Source organism: Yinghuangia soli, assembly GCF_021502675.1.
GTDB classification, from domain to species: domain Bacteria; phylum Actinomycetota; class Actinomycetes; order Streptomycetales; family Streptomycetaceae; genus Yinghuangia; species Yinghuangia soli.
Window position 1 is genome coordinate 319,838 of record NZ_JAKFHA010000004.1, and the last position, 19,129, is coordinate 338,966.

Below are 19,129 nucleotides of genomic sequence, written 5' to 3' on the forward strand. Positions count from 1 at the left end.
GTATGTGACTCACGGAGCCGCCGCCGGGCCGGGGCGGCACCGACAGCGGTGCCGCCCCGGCCCGCGAGTGTGCTGCGCCCGTCAGCCGGGCAGCCGGACCACCAGATGCTCCCCGAGCGCGCCGAGGAAGTCGGCTGCGTCGAACGCCGCGCCGGCCGAGGCCACGCCCGTGGTCCGGACCCGGCCGTCCAGGATGCGCTGCACGGCCTCGGCGGCCAGCGGTGCAGTGATCGCGTAGATGTCCTGCCCGCGGACGTCGGCGCGCAGTTCCTCGCCACCCGTGCGGATCAGGACGTCGACGAAGAACGTCTGGTCCGAGCGGCCCTGCTCGTCGACCGCCTCCGGCGCCGGGGTGTCCGCACCGGACAGGTCCCGGGCGGCCTCGGCGCTCATGTAGGTGGTGACGGACGGGACATCGAGGTGGCTCGGCACCGTGACCACGTCGGCCATGGTGAACTCGGCGACCACCGCACGCCGGCCCAGCGGCTCGGGGAAGTCCCAGTCCTGCTGCACGGGTGCGTCCTCGTGGTACTGCAGCGCGCCGTCCGCGAACCGCACCCGGCGCCCGGCGCGGCGGTCGTGCGACACCCGCCCGGCCTCGCGCGTGCCCTCGGTCGGATGCCAGCTGCTCAGCCCGTACGCGACGTGCACCTCGTCGGCGGCCGTCCGGCCGCCCAGCGCCGCGGTGACCAGCAGGTCGCCGAGGCCGCCGTAGAACGCCATCGCCGGCACCACCGGGACGCCCGCGGCCGCGGCGGCCTCCGCGTAGTCGGCGAACATCGCGGCGTTCGCCTCGATCTCCGCGGCGACGTCGACATAGGGGATGCCGGCCCGCAGCGCGGCCTCGACCACCGGCCCGGCGGTGACCGCGAACGGTCCGGCGGCGTTGACCACGGCCGCGGCGCCCGCGAGCGCCCGGTCGAGTGCGGCGGGGTCGTCCACGGTCGCGGCCCGCACGTCGACTTCGGGCCATTCCGTGGCCAGCTTGGCGAGCTGGTCCGCGTTGCGGCCGGAGGCGATCACGGCGATGCCCCGCCGGGTCAGTTCGGCCACCAGGAAGCGGCCGGTGTGGCCGGTCGCGCCGTAGACCACCACTGCAGACGTCGTGCTCATGCTCCGGAACCCCGATCTGATCGCGGGCGAAAAAGCGACGCCGTGCGGACGTCGCCGGCCGCCCCCGGAAGTCCCGGGGGCGGCCGTACGCCTGTGCCCAGCGCGGAACGGCCCGGCGCTATTCCCGGCCGCGCCAGGGGCTCATCGGGCCGCGGTCCCGGCCGCCTCGGCGACCCGCGCCGCGTGCGTCGGGCCCACCGGCACGCCGGCCGGGCGCAGCTTGTCGTACTCCTTGCGCAGCACCGGGACGACCTCCTCGCCCAGCATGTCGAGCTGCTCCAGCACGGTCTTGAGCGGCAGGCCGGCGTGGTCGACCAGGAAGAGCTGGCGCTGGTAGTCGCCGAACGACTCGCGGAAGGTCAGCGTCTTGTCGATGACCTCCTGCGGGCTGCCCACGGTGAGCGGGGTCTGGTCGCTGAAGTCCTCCAGCGACGGGCCGTTGCCGTAGACCGGCGCGCGGTCGAAGTACGGGCGGAACTCCCGTATTGCGTCCTGCGAGTTGTGGCGCATGAAGACGTGCCCGCCGAGCCCCACGACGGCCTGCTCGGGGGTGCCGTGCCCGTAGTGCGCGTAGCGCTCGCGGTAGAGCTCGATCAGGCGCTGGAAGTGCTCCTTGGGCCAGAAGATGTTGTTGGCGAAGAACCCGTCGCCGTAGTACGCGGCCTGCTCGGCGATCTCGGGCGAGCGGATCGAGCCGTGCCACACGAACGGCGGGGTGTCGTCGAGCGGCCGCGGGGTCGCCGTGAAGCCGGTCAGCGGAGTGCGGAAGCGCCCCTGCCAGTCGACCGATTCCTCGCGCCACAGGCGGTGCAGCAGGGCGTAGTTCTCGATGGCGAGCGGGATGCCCTGGCGGATGTCCTGGCCGAACCACGGGTACACCGGGCCGGTGTTGCCGCGGCCGAGCATGAGGTCGACGCGGCCGTCCGCGAGGTGCTGCAGCATCGCGAAGTCCTCGGCGATCTTCACCGGGTCGTTGGTGGTGATCAGCGTCGTGGACGTGGACAGGATGAGGCGCTCGGTGCGGGCCGCGATGTAGCCGAGCATCGTGGTCGGCGAGGACGGCACGAACGGCGGGTTGTGGTGCTCGCCGGTCGCGAAGACGTCCAGGCCGACCTCTTCGGCCTTGAGGGCGATGGCGACCATGGACTTGATGCGCTCGTGCTCGGTCGGCGCGCGACCGGTGGCGGGGTCCGGCGTGACGTCCCCGACCGTGAAGATCCCGAACTGCGTACCCATGACCCGCTCCCGAAGCTCGTGCCGTGCTGTTGTTGAAAATTGAACTACAAATCCAAACGGATAGCAATCCGTTTAGCTTCCCGGGCCGCGCACGGCCCCGGAAACGGCCGTGGGGGGGGGCCCCGCCGCCCGGGGCGCGCGGCCCCCGGGGGGGGCGCCCGCGCCCGGACCCGGCCGTGCGCGCCACCCCTGACCAGGGGTGACGCGCACGAGGAGGAAGCGGCCGGGCCGCCTGCGGGGGCGGCTAGTAGCGGTCGCCCTGCGGGGCCGGCAGGGCGTTCAGCTCGTCGAGGTCCGCGGCGCTCAGGACCACGTCGGCCGCGCCCGCGTTGTCCGCGAGGTACTTCGGGGTCTTCGTGCCGGGGATCGGGACGACGTACTCGCCCTGGGCGAGCACCCACGCCAGCGCGACCTGCGCCGGGGTGGCGCCGAGCCGGTCCGCGATGGTCCGCACCGCGGCCGCCAGGACCTGGTTCGCGGCCAGCGCGTCCTGCTGGAAGCGCGGCAGCGAGCGCCGCCAGTCGCCCTCGGGCAGGTCGTCCACGGTCGCGAAATTGCCGGTCAGGAAACCGCGCCCGAGCGGCGAGAAGGGCAGGAACGCGATGCCCTCCGCATTGCAGTACGGCACCACCTCGGCGAGCGCGTCCCGCGTCCACAGCGACAGCTCCGACTGCACCGACGCCACCGGGTGCACCGCCTGCGCGCGGCGGATCTCCTCGACGCTCACCTCGGACAGCCCGATGTGCCGGGCCTTCCCGGCCGCGACCGCCTCGGCCATCGCGCCCCACGTCTCCTCCAGCGGGACGTCGGCGTCGACGCGGTGCAGCTGGTAGAGGTCCACGTAGTCGGTGCCCAGGCGCCGCAGGCTGTCGTCGATCGACTTGCGCACGTGCTCCGGGCGGCCGTTCTTGGTGAGGCCCGAAGTGCCCTGCCCCAGGCCATGGCTCAGCTCCAGGCCGACCTTGGTGGCGAGCACCGCTTGGTCCCGGATGCCGGCCAGGCCGCGCCCGACCAGCTCTTCGTTGGTGAACGGGCCGTACACGTCGGCGGTGTCGATGAGGGTCACCCCGAGCTCGATCGCCTGCCGCAGGACGGAGACCGACGTGGCGTCGTCGCGGCCGTTCGGGTCGTACGCGTGGGTCATGCCCATGCAGCCGAGTCCGATGACCCCGACGGACGGTCCGTGCGCACCAAGCGTGGTCGTTTTCATGAGCGTGCTCCCTGGGTCGGACGGGCTGCGGTACGGGACCCAGCCTGTCTCTTGGAGCGCACTCGAAGTCAACCGGGTAATCCGCCGGGCGCGCCCGGCGCCGGGGAAGCGGCGGGTATGCGGGCCGGGCATGCAGGTGGGCGTACCGCCGCCCCGGCCGGCGGTACGCCCACGGCCCCTCCTCGGGCGGCCGCCCTGCGCGTCAGTGCGCGGGGACGGCCGAGGGGCCCGCGGCCGCCACGCGACACAGCTCGCGCAGCGGCGCCGTCACGGACTGCGGACGCTCCGTCAGGACCATGTGCCCGCATCGGGGTTCGATACGCAACTCGGCATGCGGCAGTTCCGCGGCCAGCCGCCGGCTGTGCTGCAGCGGGGTGAGCTTGTCGCGGTCCCCGACCACGATGTGCACGGGCACGGACGCGAGGGCCGCGAGCTGTCCGGCCTTGTCGTGCGCGGCAATTGCGGGGAAGTAGCCGCACAGCGCCTCGACCGAGGTGTTGTGGACCATCCACGCGCACGAGCGGACCACGGACTCGTCCGCGTCCGGGCCGAACAGCCCGAGCTTCACCGACCGCAGATGCGACTTGGTGTGCGGGCCGGGCAGGATGCGCCGCCCGCGCGCGAAGACCTCGGGGCGGCGCTGCCCGAGCGCGAAGAACCGCAGTCCGGCCCGCGCCCGGAGCCGCTCGGCCACCGGGAACGGCTCGGCGAGCGGGACCAGGTCGCCCGACGACGTGCCGACCAGCAGGACGCCGCGCACCCGCGCGCCGAACAGTTCGGGCCGCGCGGCGGCCAGCGCCATGATCGTCATGCCGCCCATCGAATGCCCGCCGAGGACCACCGGCCCGCTCGGCGCGACGGCCTCAAGGACGTCGAAGAGGTCCTGACCCAGCTGGTCGATGGAGTACGGCCGAACCAGGCCCGAGCTCGAACGGCCGTGCCCGCGCTGGTCGTACGTCACCACACGCACCGAGGCGCCCGGGTCGGTGACGAGCGTGCGGGCCGGGACCGCCCACGAGCCGTGCGTGAGCGTCCAGCCGTGCGCGAGCACGACGGTGACCGCGGCGTCGGCGGGGCCGTGCTCGACGACATGCAGCGCCGCACCGTCCCGGGCCAGGACCACGCGGATCCGGCGCAGCGGGACGATCGGCGCCGGGGACGCCTCGGGTGCGGCCGCGGGAGCCGGGACCGGTACGGCCTGCACAACTGCGGCCGCGAGCTCGGGCTCGGCGGTCGCCTTCGCGGCGGCGGACTTGGTCTGCCGCGGCGCTCGGGCGGGCTTCTTGGCGGACTTCGCGGTCGTGGCGGGAGCGGGCTTCTTGGCGGCGGGCTTCCTGGCGGCGGGCGGCGCGGGCGCGGCTGCCGCGGCGGTGTCCTCGGCCGGACTCACGTCGGTCATCTTCACGGCTCCTCGGAGCGAAAAAGGACGAAGAAAAGGGACGAAAAGGGGCGGACGTACGGCCGGTTCCGGGGTCTGCGGCGGCGGTGCGGGTGCGGGCGGCCGGGGACGGCGGCCGCCCGCGCGGGAAGCGGGCGGTCAGGCCGCCGGGTCGGTGGCGTCGGCGGACCGCAGCGCGACCGGGGCCGGCAGGGGCGGGGCCGCGGTCGGCAGCGAGCGGCCCGCGAACGTCCGGACCAGGGGCTCGAGGCCGGAGCCCAGCAGGCGCTGGCCCACGTCGATGAGGGTGGCGTCCGGGCCGACGAAGACCCGGGCGCGGTTGCGCTTCACGCCGCGCACGATGATGCGGGCCGCACGCTCCGGCGAGGTGCGCGCGATGCGGTCGAAGTCGGCGGCGAGTTCGCCGGCCTCCAGGCCCTTCGCGGCCCGGGCGCTGCGCGCGATGTTGGTCTTGATGCCGCCTGGGTGCACGGTGGTGACCCGCACGCCCGAGTGCGACAGGCGCATCTCCTGGCGCAGCGACTCGGTGAAGCCGCGCACCGCGTACTTGGCCGCGCAGTAGGCGCTCTGCGTCGGGATGCCCATCAGCCCGAACACGCTGGAGATGTTGACCAGATGGGCGTCCCGGGCGCGGCGCAGGTGCGGCAGGAAGGCCTTGGTGCCGTACGCGACGCCCCAGAAGTTGATGCCCATCAGCCACTCGAAGTCCTCCCACTCCATCTCCTCGACGGAGGCGGTGAGGGCGACGCCGGCGTTGTTGACCACCAGGTTGACCGTGCCGAAGTAGTCCGCGGTGTCGTCCGCCCAGGCCTGCACGGCGTGCCGGTCGGCGACGTCCACGCGGGTCGCGGTGGTCTCGCTGGCGCCGTGCCCCAGGGCGATGGCCGCGGTCTCGCGCACCGCCTCGGCATCGATGTCGCTCAACGCCAGGCGCGCGCCGTGGCGGGCGAGTTCGTAGGCGAGCGCCCGGCCGATGCCGGAGCCGGCACCCGTGATCGCGGCGACCTTGCCGGCGAAGTCCTGCACGTCCAGCTCCTTGTCGGGGGACTCGGTGGATCTCGGTGGGGGAAGCAGTGCGGGGGCGGCGCGGGGTCAGTGCGGGCCGGCGGAGGTGCGGGCGCGGTCCCGGACCTGGTCGCGGGTCCGCGCGCGATGGCCGGCCGGAGAGAACTTGCGGTTCATCCACATGAACTTCCACACGTGGTCCGGCCACAGCGTCGTGTTCTTGCCGGTGCGCGGGTCCAGGTACCAGCTCTTGCAGCCGCCGGTCACCCACACAGTGTCGCCCAGCTTGGCCTGCAACTGCCGGTTGTAGGCCTCTTGCGCCTCGGGTGTGACGTCCAGGTCGGCGATGTCGTGCCGGTCCATCTGCCGGATGGCGTCCACCGCGTACTTGATCTGCGCCTCGATGATCAGCGTCATCGAGGAGTGCCCGAGGCCCGAGTTCGGCCCGATGATGAAGAACAGGTTGGGGAAGCCGGCCGTCATCGCGCTCTGGTGTGCGGACATCCCGTCCTTCCACGCGTCCGCGAGCAGGACCCCGTCGCGCCCGGTGATGGCGTGCGCCATCGGCATGTCGGTGGCCTCGAAGCCGGTGCCCAGGATGATCGCGTCGCACGGGCGCTCGGTGCCGTCCGCGGTGACCACCGAGTTCTTGCGGATCTCGGTGATGCCGTCGGTGACGACGTCCACATTCGGCTTGCCGAGCGCCGGGTAGTAGTCGTTGGACAGCAGGATGCGCTTGCAGCCGATGGTGAAGTCCGGGGTGACCTTGGCGCGCAGCTCCGGGTCCGGGACGCCGCGCTTGAGGTGGTGCCGCGCGATGCCCTCGATGCGCCGGACCAGGCCCGGGTGCTTGCCGTTGAAGCCGAGCCAGAACGTCTCGCGGCCCCAGAACAGGCCCAGCCGGACCGCCTTCTGGACCGGCGGCGCGGCCTTGTAGAGCGCCCGTTCGGCACCGCTCAGCGGGCGGTCGGTGCGCGGCATGATCCACGGCGCCGAGCGCTGGTACAGGTCGAGCTGCCCGACCTCGGGCTGGATCTGCGGGACGAACTGGATCGCCGAGGCGCCGGTGCCGATCACCGCGACGCGCTTGCCGCGCAGGTCGTAGTCGTGGTTCCAGCGCGACGAGTGGAACAGCTCGCCCTCGAACTCGTGCAGGCCCTTGATGTCGGGGTACGCCGGCTCGCTCAGCGGCCCGCCGCCGCTCAGCAGGATGTCCGCGGTGAGCGCGCCCTGCGAAGTGGCCAACTCCCAGCGCGACTCCGCGTCGTCCCAGGCCGCATGGCGCACCTCGTGGCCGAACCGCAGGTGCGGGAGCAGTCCCAGGTCGCGGGCGCAGCGCCGCAGGTACTCCTGGATCTCGGGCTGCGGCGAGAACGACCGCGACCAGGCCGGGTTGGGCGCGAAGGAGAAGGAGTAGAGGTTGGACGGTACGTCGCAGCAGGCGCCCGGGTAGGTGTTGTCGCGCCAGGTGCCGCCCACGTCCGCGCCGCGTTCCAGGATGACGAAGTCGTCGATGCCGTACTTGAGCAGGCGCGCGCCGGCGCCGAGTCCCGAGAAGCCGCTGCCGATGACGGCGACGCGCACATGGGGGACTGCGGACGGGGTGGGGGGCGTTGTCGGCAAGGTGTACTCCGGCACTCGGTCGGGCCCATGGCGGTGCTGACAGGCTGACCTTAGGAACATTACTGAACAGTAGTCAATAGATTGGCGGGGACCTCCGTACACTGTGCCGCATGCCTGCACCGCGACGAACCCGGCTGACGCCCGATCAGCGGCGAGCGCAGCTGCTGCTCCTGGGGCGCGACCTGCTCGGATCCCGGACCCTGGACGAGTTGTCGATCGACGAACTCGCCGAACGGGCGGGGATTTCGCGCGGCCTGATGTTCCATTACTTCAAGTCCAAGCAGGGCTTCCACCGCGCCGTCGTGGAAGCCGCCTGCGAGGACTTCCTGGCCTGCACCGCACCCGACTCCGCCCTGGAGCCGCTGCCCCGGCTGCACGCGGTGCTCGGCGCGTTCGTCGACTACGTCCTCGACCACCGGGCGACCTACGTCTCGCTCGTGCGCGGCGCGGCGAGCGCCGACGAGACGGTCCGCGAACTCGTCGACGCGGCCCGGCGCACCCAGGCCTCGCGCATCCTCGCCGGCTGCGCCGAACTCGGCCTGGCCGACACGCCGCTGCTGCGCACCGCGGCCCGTGCGTGGGTGGTCTTCGCCGAGGAGACCGTCGTCGCCTGGCAGGAGCCGGACGGCGACCGCACCGAGCTCGCCGCCTTCCTGGAGCGCACCCTGGTCGGCGTGCTCAGTTGCGTGGACCCCGCCGCGGACGTGCTGTCCCGGGCCTGACACCGCCGCCCGGCCCGGGCCGACCCGGCCGGGAGTACATGGCGGCCGCAGCGGGAACCGGAGACCCGACCGGGACGCGCCCGCGCCCCGGCGAGGGCGAGGAGCGCATCCCATGAGCACGACCCGGTACGAAGTGGCGCAGGAAGTCCGCGGCCAGGAAGGCGCGCAGTGCGCGCACCTCGGCCAGGTGCAGGACGTCACGCCCAGCACTCTGGAGGGCTGCGAGGACTGCCTCAAGGCCGGCGGGACCTGGGTGCACCTGCGCGAGTGCCTCGCGTGCGGCCACATCGGGTGCTGCGACAACTCGCCGAACCGGCACGCCACCGGGCACTGGAAAGGCGCGCAGCATCCGGTCGTCCGCTCCTTCGAACCGGGCGAGGCGTGGGCCTGGTGCTACGACGACCAGCTCTTCCTGCTCCCCGCCGAGTGACGGCGCCGGAGCTCCGGCCTACCGCCACGCGGCCGTGCCGGTGCCCCACGGCTCCGGCGGCGCGGACCAGTCCTCCGGGCCGCCCTTGATGCGGAACGGCGGCAGCGCATAGGCGAGTTCGCCCTGCTGCCCGACCATGAAGCCCAGGTGCGGCGCGGCCGCGACCCGGCGCGGGAACGTCGGCAGGTGCTCCTCCGGATCGTGGTGCCGCATTAGCCACGCGGCGGTCTGCGCGAGCGCCGCCTCGACGTGCGAGCCGCGTCCATCCTCCTGACGGGCCGCCAGGGCGCGCAGCACGCCTGCCGCAAGCAAATAGCCCGTGCCGTGGTCGAGCGCCTGCGCGGGCAGCACGCCCGGGCGCGGGTCGCCGTCCGCCTCGACCTCCGCGATACCGGTCGGGCACTGCACGACGCTGTCGAAACCGCGCCGGCCGGCCCACGGCCCCGGGCCGCCCCACGCGGACAGGTTCGCGGTCACGACGCCCGGGTGCCGCGCGGCCAGCGCATCCGGTGCGAGCCCGAAGCGGGCCAGCGCACCGGGCCGGTAGCCGGTGACCACGACGTCGGTGTCGGCGAGCAGCTCGTCCAGCTTCCCGAGCCCCTCCGGGGTCCGCAGATCGAGCAGCGCGGACCGCTTGCCCAGGCAGAAGTCGACGGCCTGGCCCGGAAGTTCCGGCATATGCGGCGGATCGATGCGCAGGACGTCGGCGCCCAGCAGGGCCAGCGTCCGGGTCGCCACGGGTCCGGCCACCACGCGCGTGAAGTCGAGCACGCGCACCCCGGCCAGCGGCAGCAGCGGTGATGCGCCGTCCGGCTCGGGCAGCGCGCCGAGGCGGCGCGGCGAGGGGACGCCGGTGCGGCGCATCGTGACCAGCGGGGAGTCCGCCAGCGCGGCACCGTGCTCGTGTGCCGCCCACTCCTCGGGGGTGCGCACCGCGAACGCCACGCCGCCGGCCGCGAGGATGAGCTCCTCGGCGTCCGCGGTACGCATCGGGGCCAGCGCGGCGGCCACGATCTCGGCCGGGTCGCCGCTCGGATCCGTCTCGGCCGCCGCGGACGCCTCCGCGGAGATGCCCAGCGCGGCGTACAGCGCGGCCCGGTGGTGCGGGTAGTTGGCGTGCAGCCGGACCACGCCGTCCGCGCAGCCGAAGAACTTCGACAGCGGGTCCATGCCGCCCAGCGGCTTGCCGGACAGCCGCAGATGCCGCTCGCTGGTGAAGGCGACCGCGGTCGCCTCGCTGTCCACGGTGACCGCGGCGGGTTCGGCGGCGCCGGTGCGCAGCGCGCCCAGTTCGGCCGCGGCCAGGCCGGCCGCCGCGGCGAGCGCCTGGGCCGCCTCGGTGACCGGCAGCCGGGCTGGGAGGGTGTCCGGCCGGCCGGTGAAGACGACGTTCGCGGTCGAGGCGGGGTCGCCGCCGAGGAACTGCCAGGCCTCGTCGAGCAGCCGGACTGGAGAAGGACGCATGGCCCCATCCCATCACCGGGGGCACCAGGCAGCGCGGGCGGGGGAGGGGTGCGCCGCATGGCAATCATCACGTTTGGCCGGGAAGCGTATCCGGATATCCGTGCGAGGAAGGCAGGGTTTTGCGGTGAACTGTCCGTTCCCCACGGGACCTCCACGAAGTCTCCTTCACCCTTTTGCGTGGTGTGCGGGGTTCGGAGGCAGCGCTCCGCGGCCCGGGACCTGACACTGGATGCGGGGCAACCGCCGTGTCGGTCACGTCGGTTGGGGTGAGATCCGAAATTGGGGAGAGACGCACCATGCGGAGGATCTGGGGCGGCAGCGGAGCAAGCGGACTGGGCGTCAACGACGTGTTGATGAAGGACGCCCGGTTGAGCGTGCCCGCGCGCGGTCTGGCCGTACATCTGCTCTTACTCCCGGACGGCGCGCAACCGGACCTGGTCCGGCTCGCGTCGCGGCCGGGGGAGACGGCGGAGTCCATCGAGGGGTACCTGGGGGAGCTGGAAGAGGTCGGCTATGTGCGCCGCCGCGTCGTACGCGACGAAGGGGGCCGGGCCGTCGAGGAAGTGACCGTGTACGCGAGGGCGGGTGTCGACGAGGACCACGAGGGCGTCACCGGGCGGCTGTTCCGCTGGCCGGCCTCGGAGCGGCGGGCCGCGGGCGAGACGGGTGCGGGCGGCGGGGGAGGCGCGGCCGCCCGGGCGCGGTGAGCGCGGCCGCGGCCGGCGGGTGACCTTCGCGGGGCCTGCCGCGTTGTAGAGCGCAGCCGGGCGGACCGTCTGCGGAGGAGAGGGTCCGCCCGGGGCTTCCGTCCGGATGTTACCTGCGGGTAGCATCCGGCCCATGACCACGGAATTCGACATCCTCGCCGACGGGCTGCGCCAGTCCGTGCCCCTGGTCCGGACCCTCGGTCTGGAGTTCGTCGAGCTGAGCCGCGACCACGCGATCCTGCGCCTGCCGGACAACTCGGACTTCCACAACCACGTGGGCGGCCCGCACGCCGGGGCGATGTTCTCGCTCGGCGAGTCGGCGTCCGGCGCCATCGTGCTGGCCGCCTTCGGCGACCAGCTCGGCCGCGCGGTCCCGCTCGCGGTGGGTTCGGAGATCCGCTACAAGAAGCTGGCCATGGGCACCGTGCTCGCCGAGGCCCGGCTGGGCCGCCCGGCCGAGGACGTCGTCGCCGAACTGGACAAGGGCGAGCGCCCGGAGTTCCCGGTGTCCATCGAGATCCGCACCGAGGACGGCACGCCGACCGCGGAGATGACCATCGTCTGGACGCTGCGCCCCAACCGCGCGTAACGCCCGGCGGCGGAGTCGGAACCGGGGCCGCGCGTGCTCCGGTCCGACTCCGCCGCCCCGCTCCGAGACCCCGCCGCGCTGCCGCGGGCCCCCCCGCGGGCGGCGCGCCGCCCCGGGCCCCCGCGGCCCCCGCCCCCCCCCCCCCCGCCCCGCTCCGAGACCCCGCCGCGCTGCCCGAGTCCCCGGCGCCGCAGTGTGCGCGGCGCCTGGGCAGCGCGGCGGATTCCTCGGCCGTCTCCGCTCAGTACCGCCAGCGGGTGGCGGCGGCGATCTCGTCCGGTGTCGACGTCGCGAACAGTGCGGCCTCGGCCCGGCGTACCGCCGCGACCGCGGCGTGCAGTTCGGCGCCGAGCGCCGCCTGCAGCATGGCCGAGCGGTCGAACGCGGCGACCGCGTCGAGGAGCGAGCCGGGCAGGCGCTCGGCCGGCTCCGCGCCGTGGTCCGACGCCGGGTTGCCGGTCGTCTCGGCCGGCAGCGCCAGGCCGCGGGCGATGCCGTCCAGGCCCGCGGCCAGCACGGCACCCACCGCCAGATACGGATTGGCCGCCGCGTCGAAGCACTTCACCTCGGCGTTCGCACCGGCCTCGGCGGTCTCCCGGCCGCCCGGGATCAGCCGGACCGCCGCCTCGCGGTTCTCCCGGCCCCAGCACCGGTACGCGCCCGCCCAGTGCGACGGCACCAGCCGCAGATAGCTCGCCACCGACGGCGCCCCCACCGCCAACAGCCCCGGCAGCGCGTCCAGCACGCCGGCCAGGAACGCCTCCGCGTCACCGGTCAGGCCGTGCGGCCCCGGCCCGCCGCGCATCAGGTTCCGCCCGTCGCGCCACAGACTCAGGTGCAGGTGGCCGCCGTTGCCGACCGCGCCGGGCACCACCACGGGGGCGAACGACGCGCGCAGCCCGTGCCGCGCCGACACCGCGCGGATGACGTGCCGGACCAGCACCGCGCTGTCCGCCGCGCCGACCGGATCCTCTGCCGCCACCGACACTTCGAACTGCCCCGGCGTGTACTCGGGATGGATCTGCAGCACGGTCAGCCCCGCGGCATCCAACGTCTGCAGCACGTCGCGCAGGTAGTCCGAGCAGTCGACCAGCCGCTGCATGCCGTACGCCGGGCCCTCGGTCGGCAACGTGAGGCGATCGCCGTCGCCGTCGCCGGTCCGCACCGCGACCCACTCGACCTCGAAGCCGGCCTGCACCGCGAACCCCAGGGCCGCCGCGGCGTCCTGCATGCGCCGCGCGAAACGGCGGGAGCAGCCCGGGTGCACGCCGCCGTCCTGGGTCAGCCGGTCGCCCGGCGCCCAGGCCCATCCCGGCAGCGCGGCCATCGGCACCAGGCGGTCCAGGTCGGGCACCAGGCGCAGGTCACCCACCGGACCGCCGATCCACGTGCTGTCCGTGATCGAGTCGTCCACCAGGAACACGTCGAAGCACGGCGCCGCGCCCACGCCCCACACCGCGGCGTGCTCCAACTGCCCGACCGGGACGCCCTTCACGCGGCTGATGCCGGAGTTGTCCACCCAGCCCACCGCGACGCCGGCGACACCCAGCGTGCGCAGTTCGGCGGCCGACTCCTGCGCCCGGGCGGCCTGGTCGCGGCGCGGGATGCCGGGCGGACCCGGCGTATCGGGGATCGGCATATCGGGGGCCGGTGCCGCGAGGCCGGGGAGTGGAGGAGTCTCGATGCCCGTCATACCCGCAATCCTTTCGGGCCACGGCACCGGCCGGAAACTCCCCGTTCGGGGGAATTTCGACCGTCGAAAACCGGATGCCCGGCGCCGCGGCGGCCCCCTAGGCTCATGATCATGAACCCCGACGCCCCGGCCTGGCCCGACCTCCGCATCTGCTTCCTCGGCGACTCCTACACGCAGGGCGTCGGCGACCGCGAAGGCCGCGGCTGGGTGGGGCGCCTCGCGGAGAAGGCCTGGGACCGCGGCCGGCCGGTGACCGGTTACGGCCTCGGGGTGCGGCGCCAGACCTCCTCGGACATCCTCGGCCGCTGGTCGGCCGAGGCCGCGCCGCGGCTGGCCGAGGGCGAAGCGCACGGCGTGGTCGTCGCGTTCGGCCTCAACGACACGGCGCACGTGGACGGCCGCCCGCGCGTGCCGCAGGACGAAACGGTGCGCAACCTCGAGACGCTCCTCGCGGAGGCCGCCGGGCGCGGATGGCCGGTGCTCGTGATCGGCATCCCGCCCATGCCCGCGCCCCGCCGCCCGGACGGCACCGCGTATGCGACGGCCCTGGAGGCCGCCTTCGCGAAGACCTGTGCGGCGCACGGCGTGCCGTTCGTCCCCGTGTACGACCGCCTCGTGGACCGGCCCGAATGGTGGGCGAGCATCGAGGCGTTCGGCGACGGCGCGCACCCGGACGAGGCGGGCTACCGCATGCTCGCCGACATCGTCGCGGACGGCGGCTGGTGGCCGTGGCTCGACGCCGTGGCGGCCCGCGCCTGACCTGGCCCGCTGCCGCCCGCGGCGCGTCAGTGCTTCAGACCGAGGCCGCCGGCCATGAGCCGCTGCCCGACCGTGAGCGGCTCGGCGACCGGCCCCTCGGGACGCCACTGCGGCAGGTACACCACGCCCGGGGCCTGGAGTTCGAGCCCGTCGAAGTAGGCGGTGATCTCCTCCAGCGTGCGGAACCGCCCGGTGCCCAGGCTGGTGAGCAGCGCGCCCTCCAGGGCCAGGGCGTCCGGGCTGGACGCGCAGAAGTGGGTCAGCAGGAAGCGGCTGCCCGCGGGCAGCGCGTCCAGGTACGTCTTGACGATGCCTTCCGGGTCCTCGTCGTCTCCCAGATGGTGGATCACGCCGACGAGCATGAGTCCGACAGGCTGGTCGAAGTCGATGAGTGCGCGTACGTCCGGGTGGGACAGGACGGCCTCGGGCTCGCGCAGGTCGGCGGTGACCACGGTGGTGTTCCGGTTCTCGGCGAGCAGGGTGCGCCCGTGGGCCATGACGATCGGGTCGATGTCGACATAGACGACCCGGGCGTCCGGGGCCACGGCCTGCGCGACCTGATGCGTGTTCTGCACCGTGGGCAGACCGGAACCCAGGTCCAGGAACTGCCGGATCCCGGCGGACGCCATCGCGTGCACGGCCCGACCCAGCATCGCGCGGTTGAAGCGGGCGACGTCGCCGATCTCCGGGACTATTTCCTGCGACTGGCGCGCTATGGCTTGATCCACAGCGAAGTTGTCCTGACCTCCGAGGATCGCGTCGTACACGCGTGCGATGCTCGGGACGGTCTCGTCGATCTCGCTCATGGTTCCCCTATTCGTCTGCTGCACAAGGCAGTTCAGCTGTTCGGTGATCCTGGCGCGGCCGTGCCCGAGGGAGCGTAGCCGCTTCCCGCAGGCGTCGCCGGACAGGGGAGCCGGCCGCCGGGCGGGCATAGGGGTGCGGTCCGTCGGGCAGCGGCGGTATCTGCGGCCGTCCGTTACGGACACGCCCAAGGGGCTCCAGGTCGCGCCTTTTATGGGGATTGGTACGTATTTCTTATATTGAGGGGGTGGACGGCACGGAAGGCACAGAAGGTTCGGCGCGGGCCGGCGGCCCCGAGGAGGAGCTCGCGGAAGCAACCGAGGAACCGACTGCGGCGACCACCGGGCGCGACTCCGGCGGCACACCCGACGGCGCCTCCGACGGATCTGCCGCGGAGGCCCCCGAGGGCGCGCTGGGCGAGGCGGTCGAGGACGCCCCCGCGGCCAAGGCCCCCGACGACCCGGCCGCCGCGGCCCGCCGCGCGCGCCGCCGCCTGCACGCCGTCCGCGTCGTCGCCTTCGCCGTGGTCGCGGTCTGCGTCGCGACCATCACCGGCCTCGGCGTCGCCCGCAGCACCGTGCTCGACCGCGCCTGGTACGACTCCGTCCTCGAACGCGAGGAGGCCTACGACCGGCTCTACGACGAGGTCCTCGTCGACCCGGAGATGGCCCACCTCACCCGCGACCTGCTGGCCCGCCTCCCCGTGCCGCCCAACCAGGTCACCGCCAACCTGCGCCTGGTCCTGCCGCCGTCCACGCTGCGCGGCATGACCGGCGACCAGATCGGCCGCGTCGTCGCCTACCTGCGCGGCGACGAGCCGGACCTGCGCTTCTACGCCGACCTCAAGCCGATCATCAACAACCTGGGCGGCGTCGCCGAGGTCTTCGTCGGAGACCTGACCGGCGACGTCCCCTCGGTCACCGAGGACAACGCGCCCGCGTTCGTCGCGTCCGTGCAGCGCGCCCTCGACGCGCTCGCCCTAGGCCAGAGCCCGGACAGCCTGCCCGCGCTCGACCTCGCCCCCGAAGCCGCGCCGCAAGTCGCCGACCTGATCCTGGAGAAGCTGCCCGAGGACCGCCGGGCCCCGCTGCGCGAGCCCGTCATAGCGTCCCTGCGGGCCGGGGACCTGGGCGGTGTGCTCGTCGCGGTGGTCCCCGCGCTGTTCGGCGACAAGGTCCTCGACGCCAAGCTCGGGCTCGCCTCGCTGAGCAAGGGCGAGCAGTGGGACCTCGTCGTCGACGTGCGCGCCCAGGACACCGACGTGAACCTCGGACCGCTGCCCCAGCTGCGCGCGTTCACGGTCTTCGGCCTCGGCAAGATGCTGACGCTGGCCTGCGCGTTCGCCCTCGGCGGCCTGTACGTCCTGTGGCGCACCGCACCGCACCGCGGACTCGGCCGGCTGCGCGGCCCCGGCGCCGCGCTGGCGGCCGGCGGCGTGCTGGCCGCGGGGGTCTGCCTGATCGCCTGGGCCGCACTGCCGCACCTGATTCCGGAGGACCGCGGCGGCTGGGCCCCGTCCGTCCGCAGCCTGGTCGACGACCTCCAGGGAGCTGCCACGCGCGACATCGTCGGCGTGTGGATCACCGCATCCGCCGTCCCGGTCTTCGCGGGCAGCGTGATCGCCGCCGTCGCGACCGCCGCGGTACGCCGCGGGGAGCGCGGCCGGGCCCCCGCACCGCGCTCCCGGGTCCGCACCGTGACCGGCTTCGCCGCGGTCGGCGCCGCCGGTGCGCTGGCGCTCACCATCCTGGTGCCGGTGCCCACCGTCGGCGACTCCGACAAGCAGCGCCGCTGCAACGGCATGCCGCAGCTGTGCGACCGGCGCTACGACGAGGTCGCGTACCTTGCCACGCACAACTCCATGTCCTCCACCGCGGACCGCTTCATCAGCCCGCTCCAGGACCCCGACCTCATCACCCAACTCGACCTGGGCGCCCGCGCCTTGCTCGTCGACACGTACATGTGGGAGACGCCCGAGGAGATCGCGCCCCGGCTGGCCGGCTCGGACCTGTCGCCGGAGGAGCAGGTCATCATGGCCGGCGTCATCGACCGCTACGCACCCGCCCGGCCCGGGCTGTGGCTGTGCCACTCGCTGTGCCGCGGCGGCGCGCTGCCGCTGGTCGGCACGCTGCGCTCGATCGGCGACTGGCTCGACGCCAACCCGAACGAAGTCGTCACCCTCATCGTGCAGGACGCGGTCAGCGGCGAGCAGACCGTCGACGCCCTGCAAGAGGCCGGCATGGACCGCTTCCTGGCCACGCCGCCGGCCGATGCGGACGCCGCCTGGCCCACGCTGCGCCAGATGATCGCCGCCAACCAGCGCCTGGTGGTCTTCGCGGAACGCGGCGACGGACCCGACCCGCGCTACCGCAACTTCTACCGGTACGGGATGGAGACGCCGTACATGTACCGCAGTCCGGAGGAGATGGACTGCGTGCCGAACCGCGGCGGGACCGGCAAACGGCTGTTCCTGATGAACAACTTCGTCACCGCGCAGGGCGGCAGCCGCATCGACGCGGGCAAGGCCAACACCAGGGAATTCCTGCTCGACCGCGCCCGGCGCTGCGAGCAGGTCCGCGACGCGCAGGTCACCTACATCGCGGTCGACTTCGCCACCATCGGCGACGCACGCGGTGCGGTGGACGCGCTCAACAGCGAACGTACGCGCCGCGCCGCGCAGTTCGGCCCGGGCGCACCGGCTGCCCCGGCCACGCCCCATGCCCCTTCGGCTCCCGGTACTCCCGGCACACCCGGTGCGCCGAGCGGCGGCACCGTGCCGGTGCCCGCGGCGACCATGACGCCGACCGCCCCCGCAGGGGCGTCCCGGGTTCAGTACGACAGGCCGAACCCGGCGGGGAAGTCCGGGTCCTGAGCGGGGCCGATCGGGAACGCCAGGCGCCCGAGCGGCGCGTGCCGGCCGAAGACCACATCGAGGACCATGCGGTCGGAGGCGCCCCGGTCGGCCAGCAGCGCCGCGCAGTTCCCGGTGAACTCGGGCGCGGGGCTGGTGCCTTCGATGCGCAGGACGACGATGGTCGGCACCGCGGCGGCGATGTCGAGCACGCGGTCGGTGTCGTCGTCGGTGATGCCGTCCGGTGCGGGGCAGTCGATCCGCAGCACCGCGACCTCGGCCTCGGCGGGATCCGCCACCGGCTGCGCGTACTCGGCCGCGGCGGCGGTGTCCTCGAGGCCCTCCAGGTACACCCGGACCCCGTCGCGCAGCGGCAGCGCGGGGCCGCCGGTCGCGCTGGTCCGGGTGCTGGTGCGGTTGGTCAGCAAAGTGAGTGCGCGCATCTGGGCGTCGTCACCGTCCGCGCGGGCGCCGGGGATCTGCCGCGGAACCGGTCCGGCGGCAGGCGCGCGGAGCGCGGCGCGGGCTTCGGACCGGGCTTCACCGCGGGCGGCGACCCGGGGGTCGACACGGGTGTCTGAAGGCGGCATCTTCCGGCGGCTCCCTTCGGGTGGGCCCCGGACGGGCCCATTCTGCGCCGCCCCATCGTGGCAGATAGCACGGACAGACGTGGAAGCCGCGTACCCGGGAGAGTGGCTCCGTCCGGTTGGTCGGGGCCGCCGGAAGCGCCGCGGAAGTGCCGCATGAGCGCCGGTGCGTGCGCCGGTCCGCGGGTCAGGTGCGCGGGTCGGGCAGCGCGGCCGCGGCGTGGAAGCCGAGCACCACCAGCACATCGCGCGTGGTGTGCTTGGCGGGGCCGTACCCGGCGATGTCGATGCTGGTGATCCGGTCGCCGCGGCCGCGGGCCAGCGTGAGGCCGGTGCCCTTCCTGGGGTCGGTGTAGAAGACGGCCGCGTCGCCGAGTCCGGGGATGTCCTCGATGCGTTCGGACGGCGACGCGGTCAGCCGGGTCACCTGCTCGGGCCCGCCGAGCAGTGCGCGCGGCAGGTCGACGACCCGTATCGAGAGCACCAGCACGCCGTCCGCATCGGAGAACTTGCAGGCGCGGTCGTGGTCGTCGGGCGCCGCGGCGAGCGGGGCGGAGCCCAGCGCGGCGGCGACCTGGGCCGGGGTCAGCAGCGTGCAGCCGGGTGTCGGGGGCGCAGCCGGGACGGCGGCAGGGAGGTCGGTGGCAGCGCCGGGCAGGGTCGGGGGAGAGGTCGACGGAACGGGCGGCGGCGGGGTCTCCGGGCAACACGGTGCGGACGACGGTGTGCATCCGGACACCAGCCACACACCGGCCGCGGCCAGCGCGCAACCGAAATCCCGCCACTTCATGCCGAGCCCCCCAACCCCGTCGCCCCCGGGCGTGCCTGCCGGGCCAGGACCGATCCCCACCGGTCCGCGGCCGACCGCGGATTGCTCCCCGTCCCGGACTCTAGTGACCTGCACGATGCCCCCGTAAGGGCCTCGGGCGTCTTGGCA

At 73.9% G+C, this 19,129-nt stretch carries 17 protein-coding genes; 6 read left to right on the plus strand and 11 right to left on the minus strand.

What is annotated here, in order from left to right:
- Window positions 1-81 precede the first annotated feature (81 nt).
- The 6 genes from LZ495_RS10420 to LZ495_RS10445 all read right to left on the minus strand — a co-directional run bounded on the left by LZ495_RS10420 (window position 82) and on the right by LZ495_RS10445 (window position 7,586).
- Window positions 82-1,113, minus strand: a complete 1,032-nt coding sequence (locus LZ495_RS10420) for a saccharopine dehydrogenase NADP-binding domain-containing protein (protein ID WP_235051785.1) — start codon at window positions 1,111-1,113, stop codon at window positions 82-84.
- 141 nt (window positions 1,114-1,254) lie between these two features.
- Window positions 1,255-2,349 (minus strand): LLM class flavin-dependent oxidoreductase, encoded by a 1,095-nt coding sequence (locus tag LZ495_RS10425; RefSeq protein WP_235051786.1) that lies wholly within the window; start codon window positions 2,347-2,349, stop codon window positions 1,255-1,257.
- 244 nt (window positions 2,350-2,593) lie between these two features.
- Window positions 2,594-3,559 (minus strand): aldo/keto reductase, encoded by a 966-nt coding sequence (locus LZ495_RS10430; RefSeq protein ID WP_235051787.1) that lies wholly within the window; start codon window positions 3,557-3,559, stop codon window positions 2,594-2,596.
- Between the two features lie 202 nt (window positions 3,560-3,761).
- Window positions 3,762-4,958: an alpha/beta fold hydrolase gene (locus LZ495_RS10435; protein WP_235051788.1), complete on the minus strand. Its 1,197-nt coding sequence runs from the start codon at window positions 4,956-4,958 to the stop codon at window positions 3,762-3,764.
- Window positions 4,959-5,096: 138 nt separating this feature from the next.
- Complete coding sequence (locus tag LZ495_RS10440; protein ID WP_235051789.1) at window positions 5,097-5,984, minus strand: SDR family NAD(P)-dependent oxidoreductase; 888 nt, start codon at window positions 5,982-5,984, stop codon at window positions 5,097-5,099.
- A gap of 66 nt (window positions 5,985-6,050) precedes the next feature.
- Window positions 6,051-7,586 (minus strand): flavin-containing monooxygenase, encoded by a 1,536-nt coding sequence (locus LZ495_RS10445; RefSeq protein ID WP_235051790.1) that lies wholly within the window; start codon window positions 7,584-7,586, stop codon window positions 6,051-6,053.
- Window positions 7,587-7,696: 110 nt separating this feature from the next.
- Between LZ495_RS10445 and LZ495_RS10450 the strand changes: the two genes are divergently transcribed.
- Both LZ495_RS10450 and LZ495_RS10455 read left to right on the plus strand, forming a co-directional pair.
- On the plus strand, window positions 7,697-8,308 hold the full coding sequence (locus LZ495_RS10450; protein WP_235051791.1) for a TetR/AcrR family transcriptional regulator: 612 nt from the start codon (window positions 7,697-7,699) through the stop codon (window positions 8,306-8,308).
- Between the two features lie 112 nt (window positions 8,309-8,420).
- Window positions 8,421-8,738 (plus strand): UBP-type zinc finger domain-containing protein, encoded by a 318-nt coding sequence (locus LZ495_RS10455; protein ID WP_235051792.1) that lies wholly within the window; start codon window positions 8,421-8,423, stop codon window positions 8,736-8,738.
- 18 nt (window positions 8,739-8,756) lie between these two features.
- On the opposite strand, the gene LZ495_RS10460 is transcribed toward LZ495_RS10455, so the two are convergent.
- On the minus strand, window positions 8,757-10,202 hold the full coding sequence (locus LZ495_RS10460) for a CoA transferase (protein WP_235051793.1): 1,446 nt from the start codon (window positions 10,200-10,202) through the stop codon (window positions 8,757-8,759).
- 296 nt (window positions 10,203-10,498) lie between these two features.
- Here LZ495_RS10460 and LZ495_RS10465 point away from each other — a divergent pair, with 296 nt between their 5' ends.
- Window positions 10,499-10,909, plus strand: coding sequence for a hypothetical protein (locus tag LZ495_RS10465; RefSeq protein WP_235051794.1), 411 nt, complete (start codon window positions 10,499-10,501; stop codon window positions 10,907-10,909).
- A 133-nt stretch (window positions 10,910-11,042) separates the two neighbouring features.
- Window positions 11,043-11,498 (plus strand): DUF4442 domain-containing protein, encoded by a 456-nt coding sequence (locus LZ495_RS10470; RefSeq protein WP_235051795.1) that lies wholly within the window; start codon window positions 11,043-11,045, stop codon window positions 11,496-11,498.
- A gap of 241 nt (window positions 11,499-11,739) precedes the next feature.
- Here LZ495_RS10470 and LZ495_RS10475 read toward each other — a convergent pair whose 3' ends face one another.
- On the minus strand, window positions 11,740-13,137 hold the full coding sequence (locus tag LZ495_RS10475) for a glutamine synthetase family protein (protein ID WP_235051952.1): 1,398 nt from the start codon (window positions 13,135-13,137) through the stop codon (window positions 11,740-11,742).
- A gap of 165 nt (window positions 13,138-13,302) precedes the next feature.
- Between LZ495_RS10475 and LZ495_RS10480 the strand changes: the two genes are divergently transcribed.
- Complete coding sequence (locus LZ495_RS10480) at window positions 13,303-13,950, plus strand: DUF459 domain-containing protein (RefSeq protein ID WP_235051796.1); 648 nt, start codon at window positions 13,303-13,305, stop codon at window positions 13,948-13,950.
- A 26-nt stretch (window positions 13,951-13,976) separates the two neighbouring features.
- Here LZ495_RS10480 and LZ495_RS10485 read toward each other — a convergent pair whose 3' ends face one another.
- Window positions 13,977-14,756, minus strand: coding sequence for an SAM-dependent methyltransferase (locus tag LZ495_RS10485; protein WP_235051797.1), 780 nt, complete (start codon window positions 14,754-14,756; stop codon window positions 13,977-13,979).
- A 245-nt stretch (window positions 14,757-15,001) separates the two neighbouring features.
- Between LZ495_RS10485 and LZ495_RS10490 the strand changes: the two genes are divergently transcribed.
- Window positions 15,002-17,626: a phosphoinositide-specific phospholipase C-related protein gene (locus LZ495_RS10490; RefSeq protein WP_235051798.1), complete on the plus strand. Its 2,625-nt coding sequence runs from the start codon at window positions 15,002-15,004 to the stop codon at window positions 17,624-17,626.
- On the opposite strand, the gene LZ495_RS10495 is transcribed toward LZ495_RS10490, so the two are convergent.
- Both LZ495_RS10495 and LZ495_RS10500 read right to left on the minus strand, forming a co-directional pair.
- On the minus strand, window positions 17,584-18,195 hold the full coding sequence (locus LZ495_RS10495) for a glycoside hydrolase family 3 protein (RefSeq protein WP_235051799.1): 612 nt from the start codon (window positions 18,193-18,195) through the stop codon (window positions 17,584-17,586). The genes LZ495_RS10490 and LZ495_RS10495 overlap by 43 nt on opposite strands.
- Before the next feature lie 184 nt (window positions 18,196-18,379).
- Window positions 18,380-18,982, minus strand: a complete 603-nt coding sequence (locus tag LZ495_RS10500) for a hypothetical protein (protein WP_235051800.1) — start codon at window positions 18,980-18,982, stop codon at window positions 18,380-18,382.
- Window positions 18,983-19,129 lie beyond the last annotated feature (147 nt).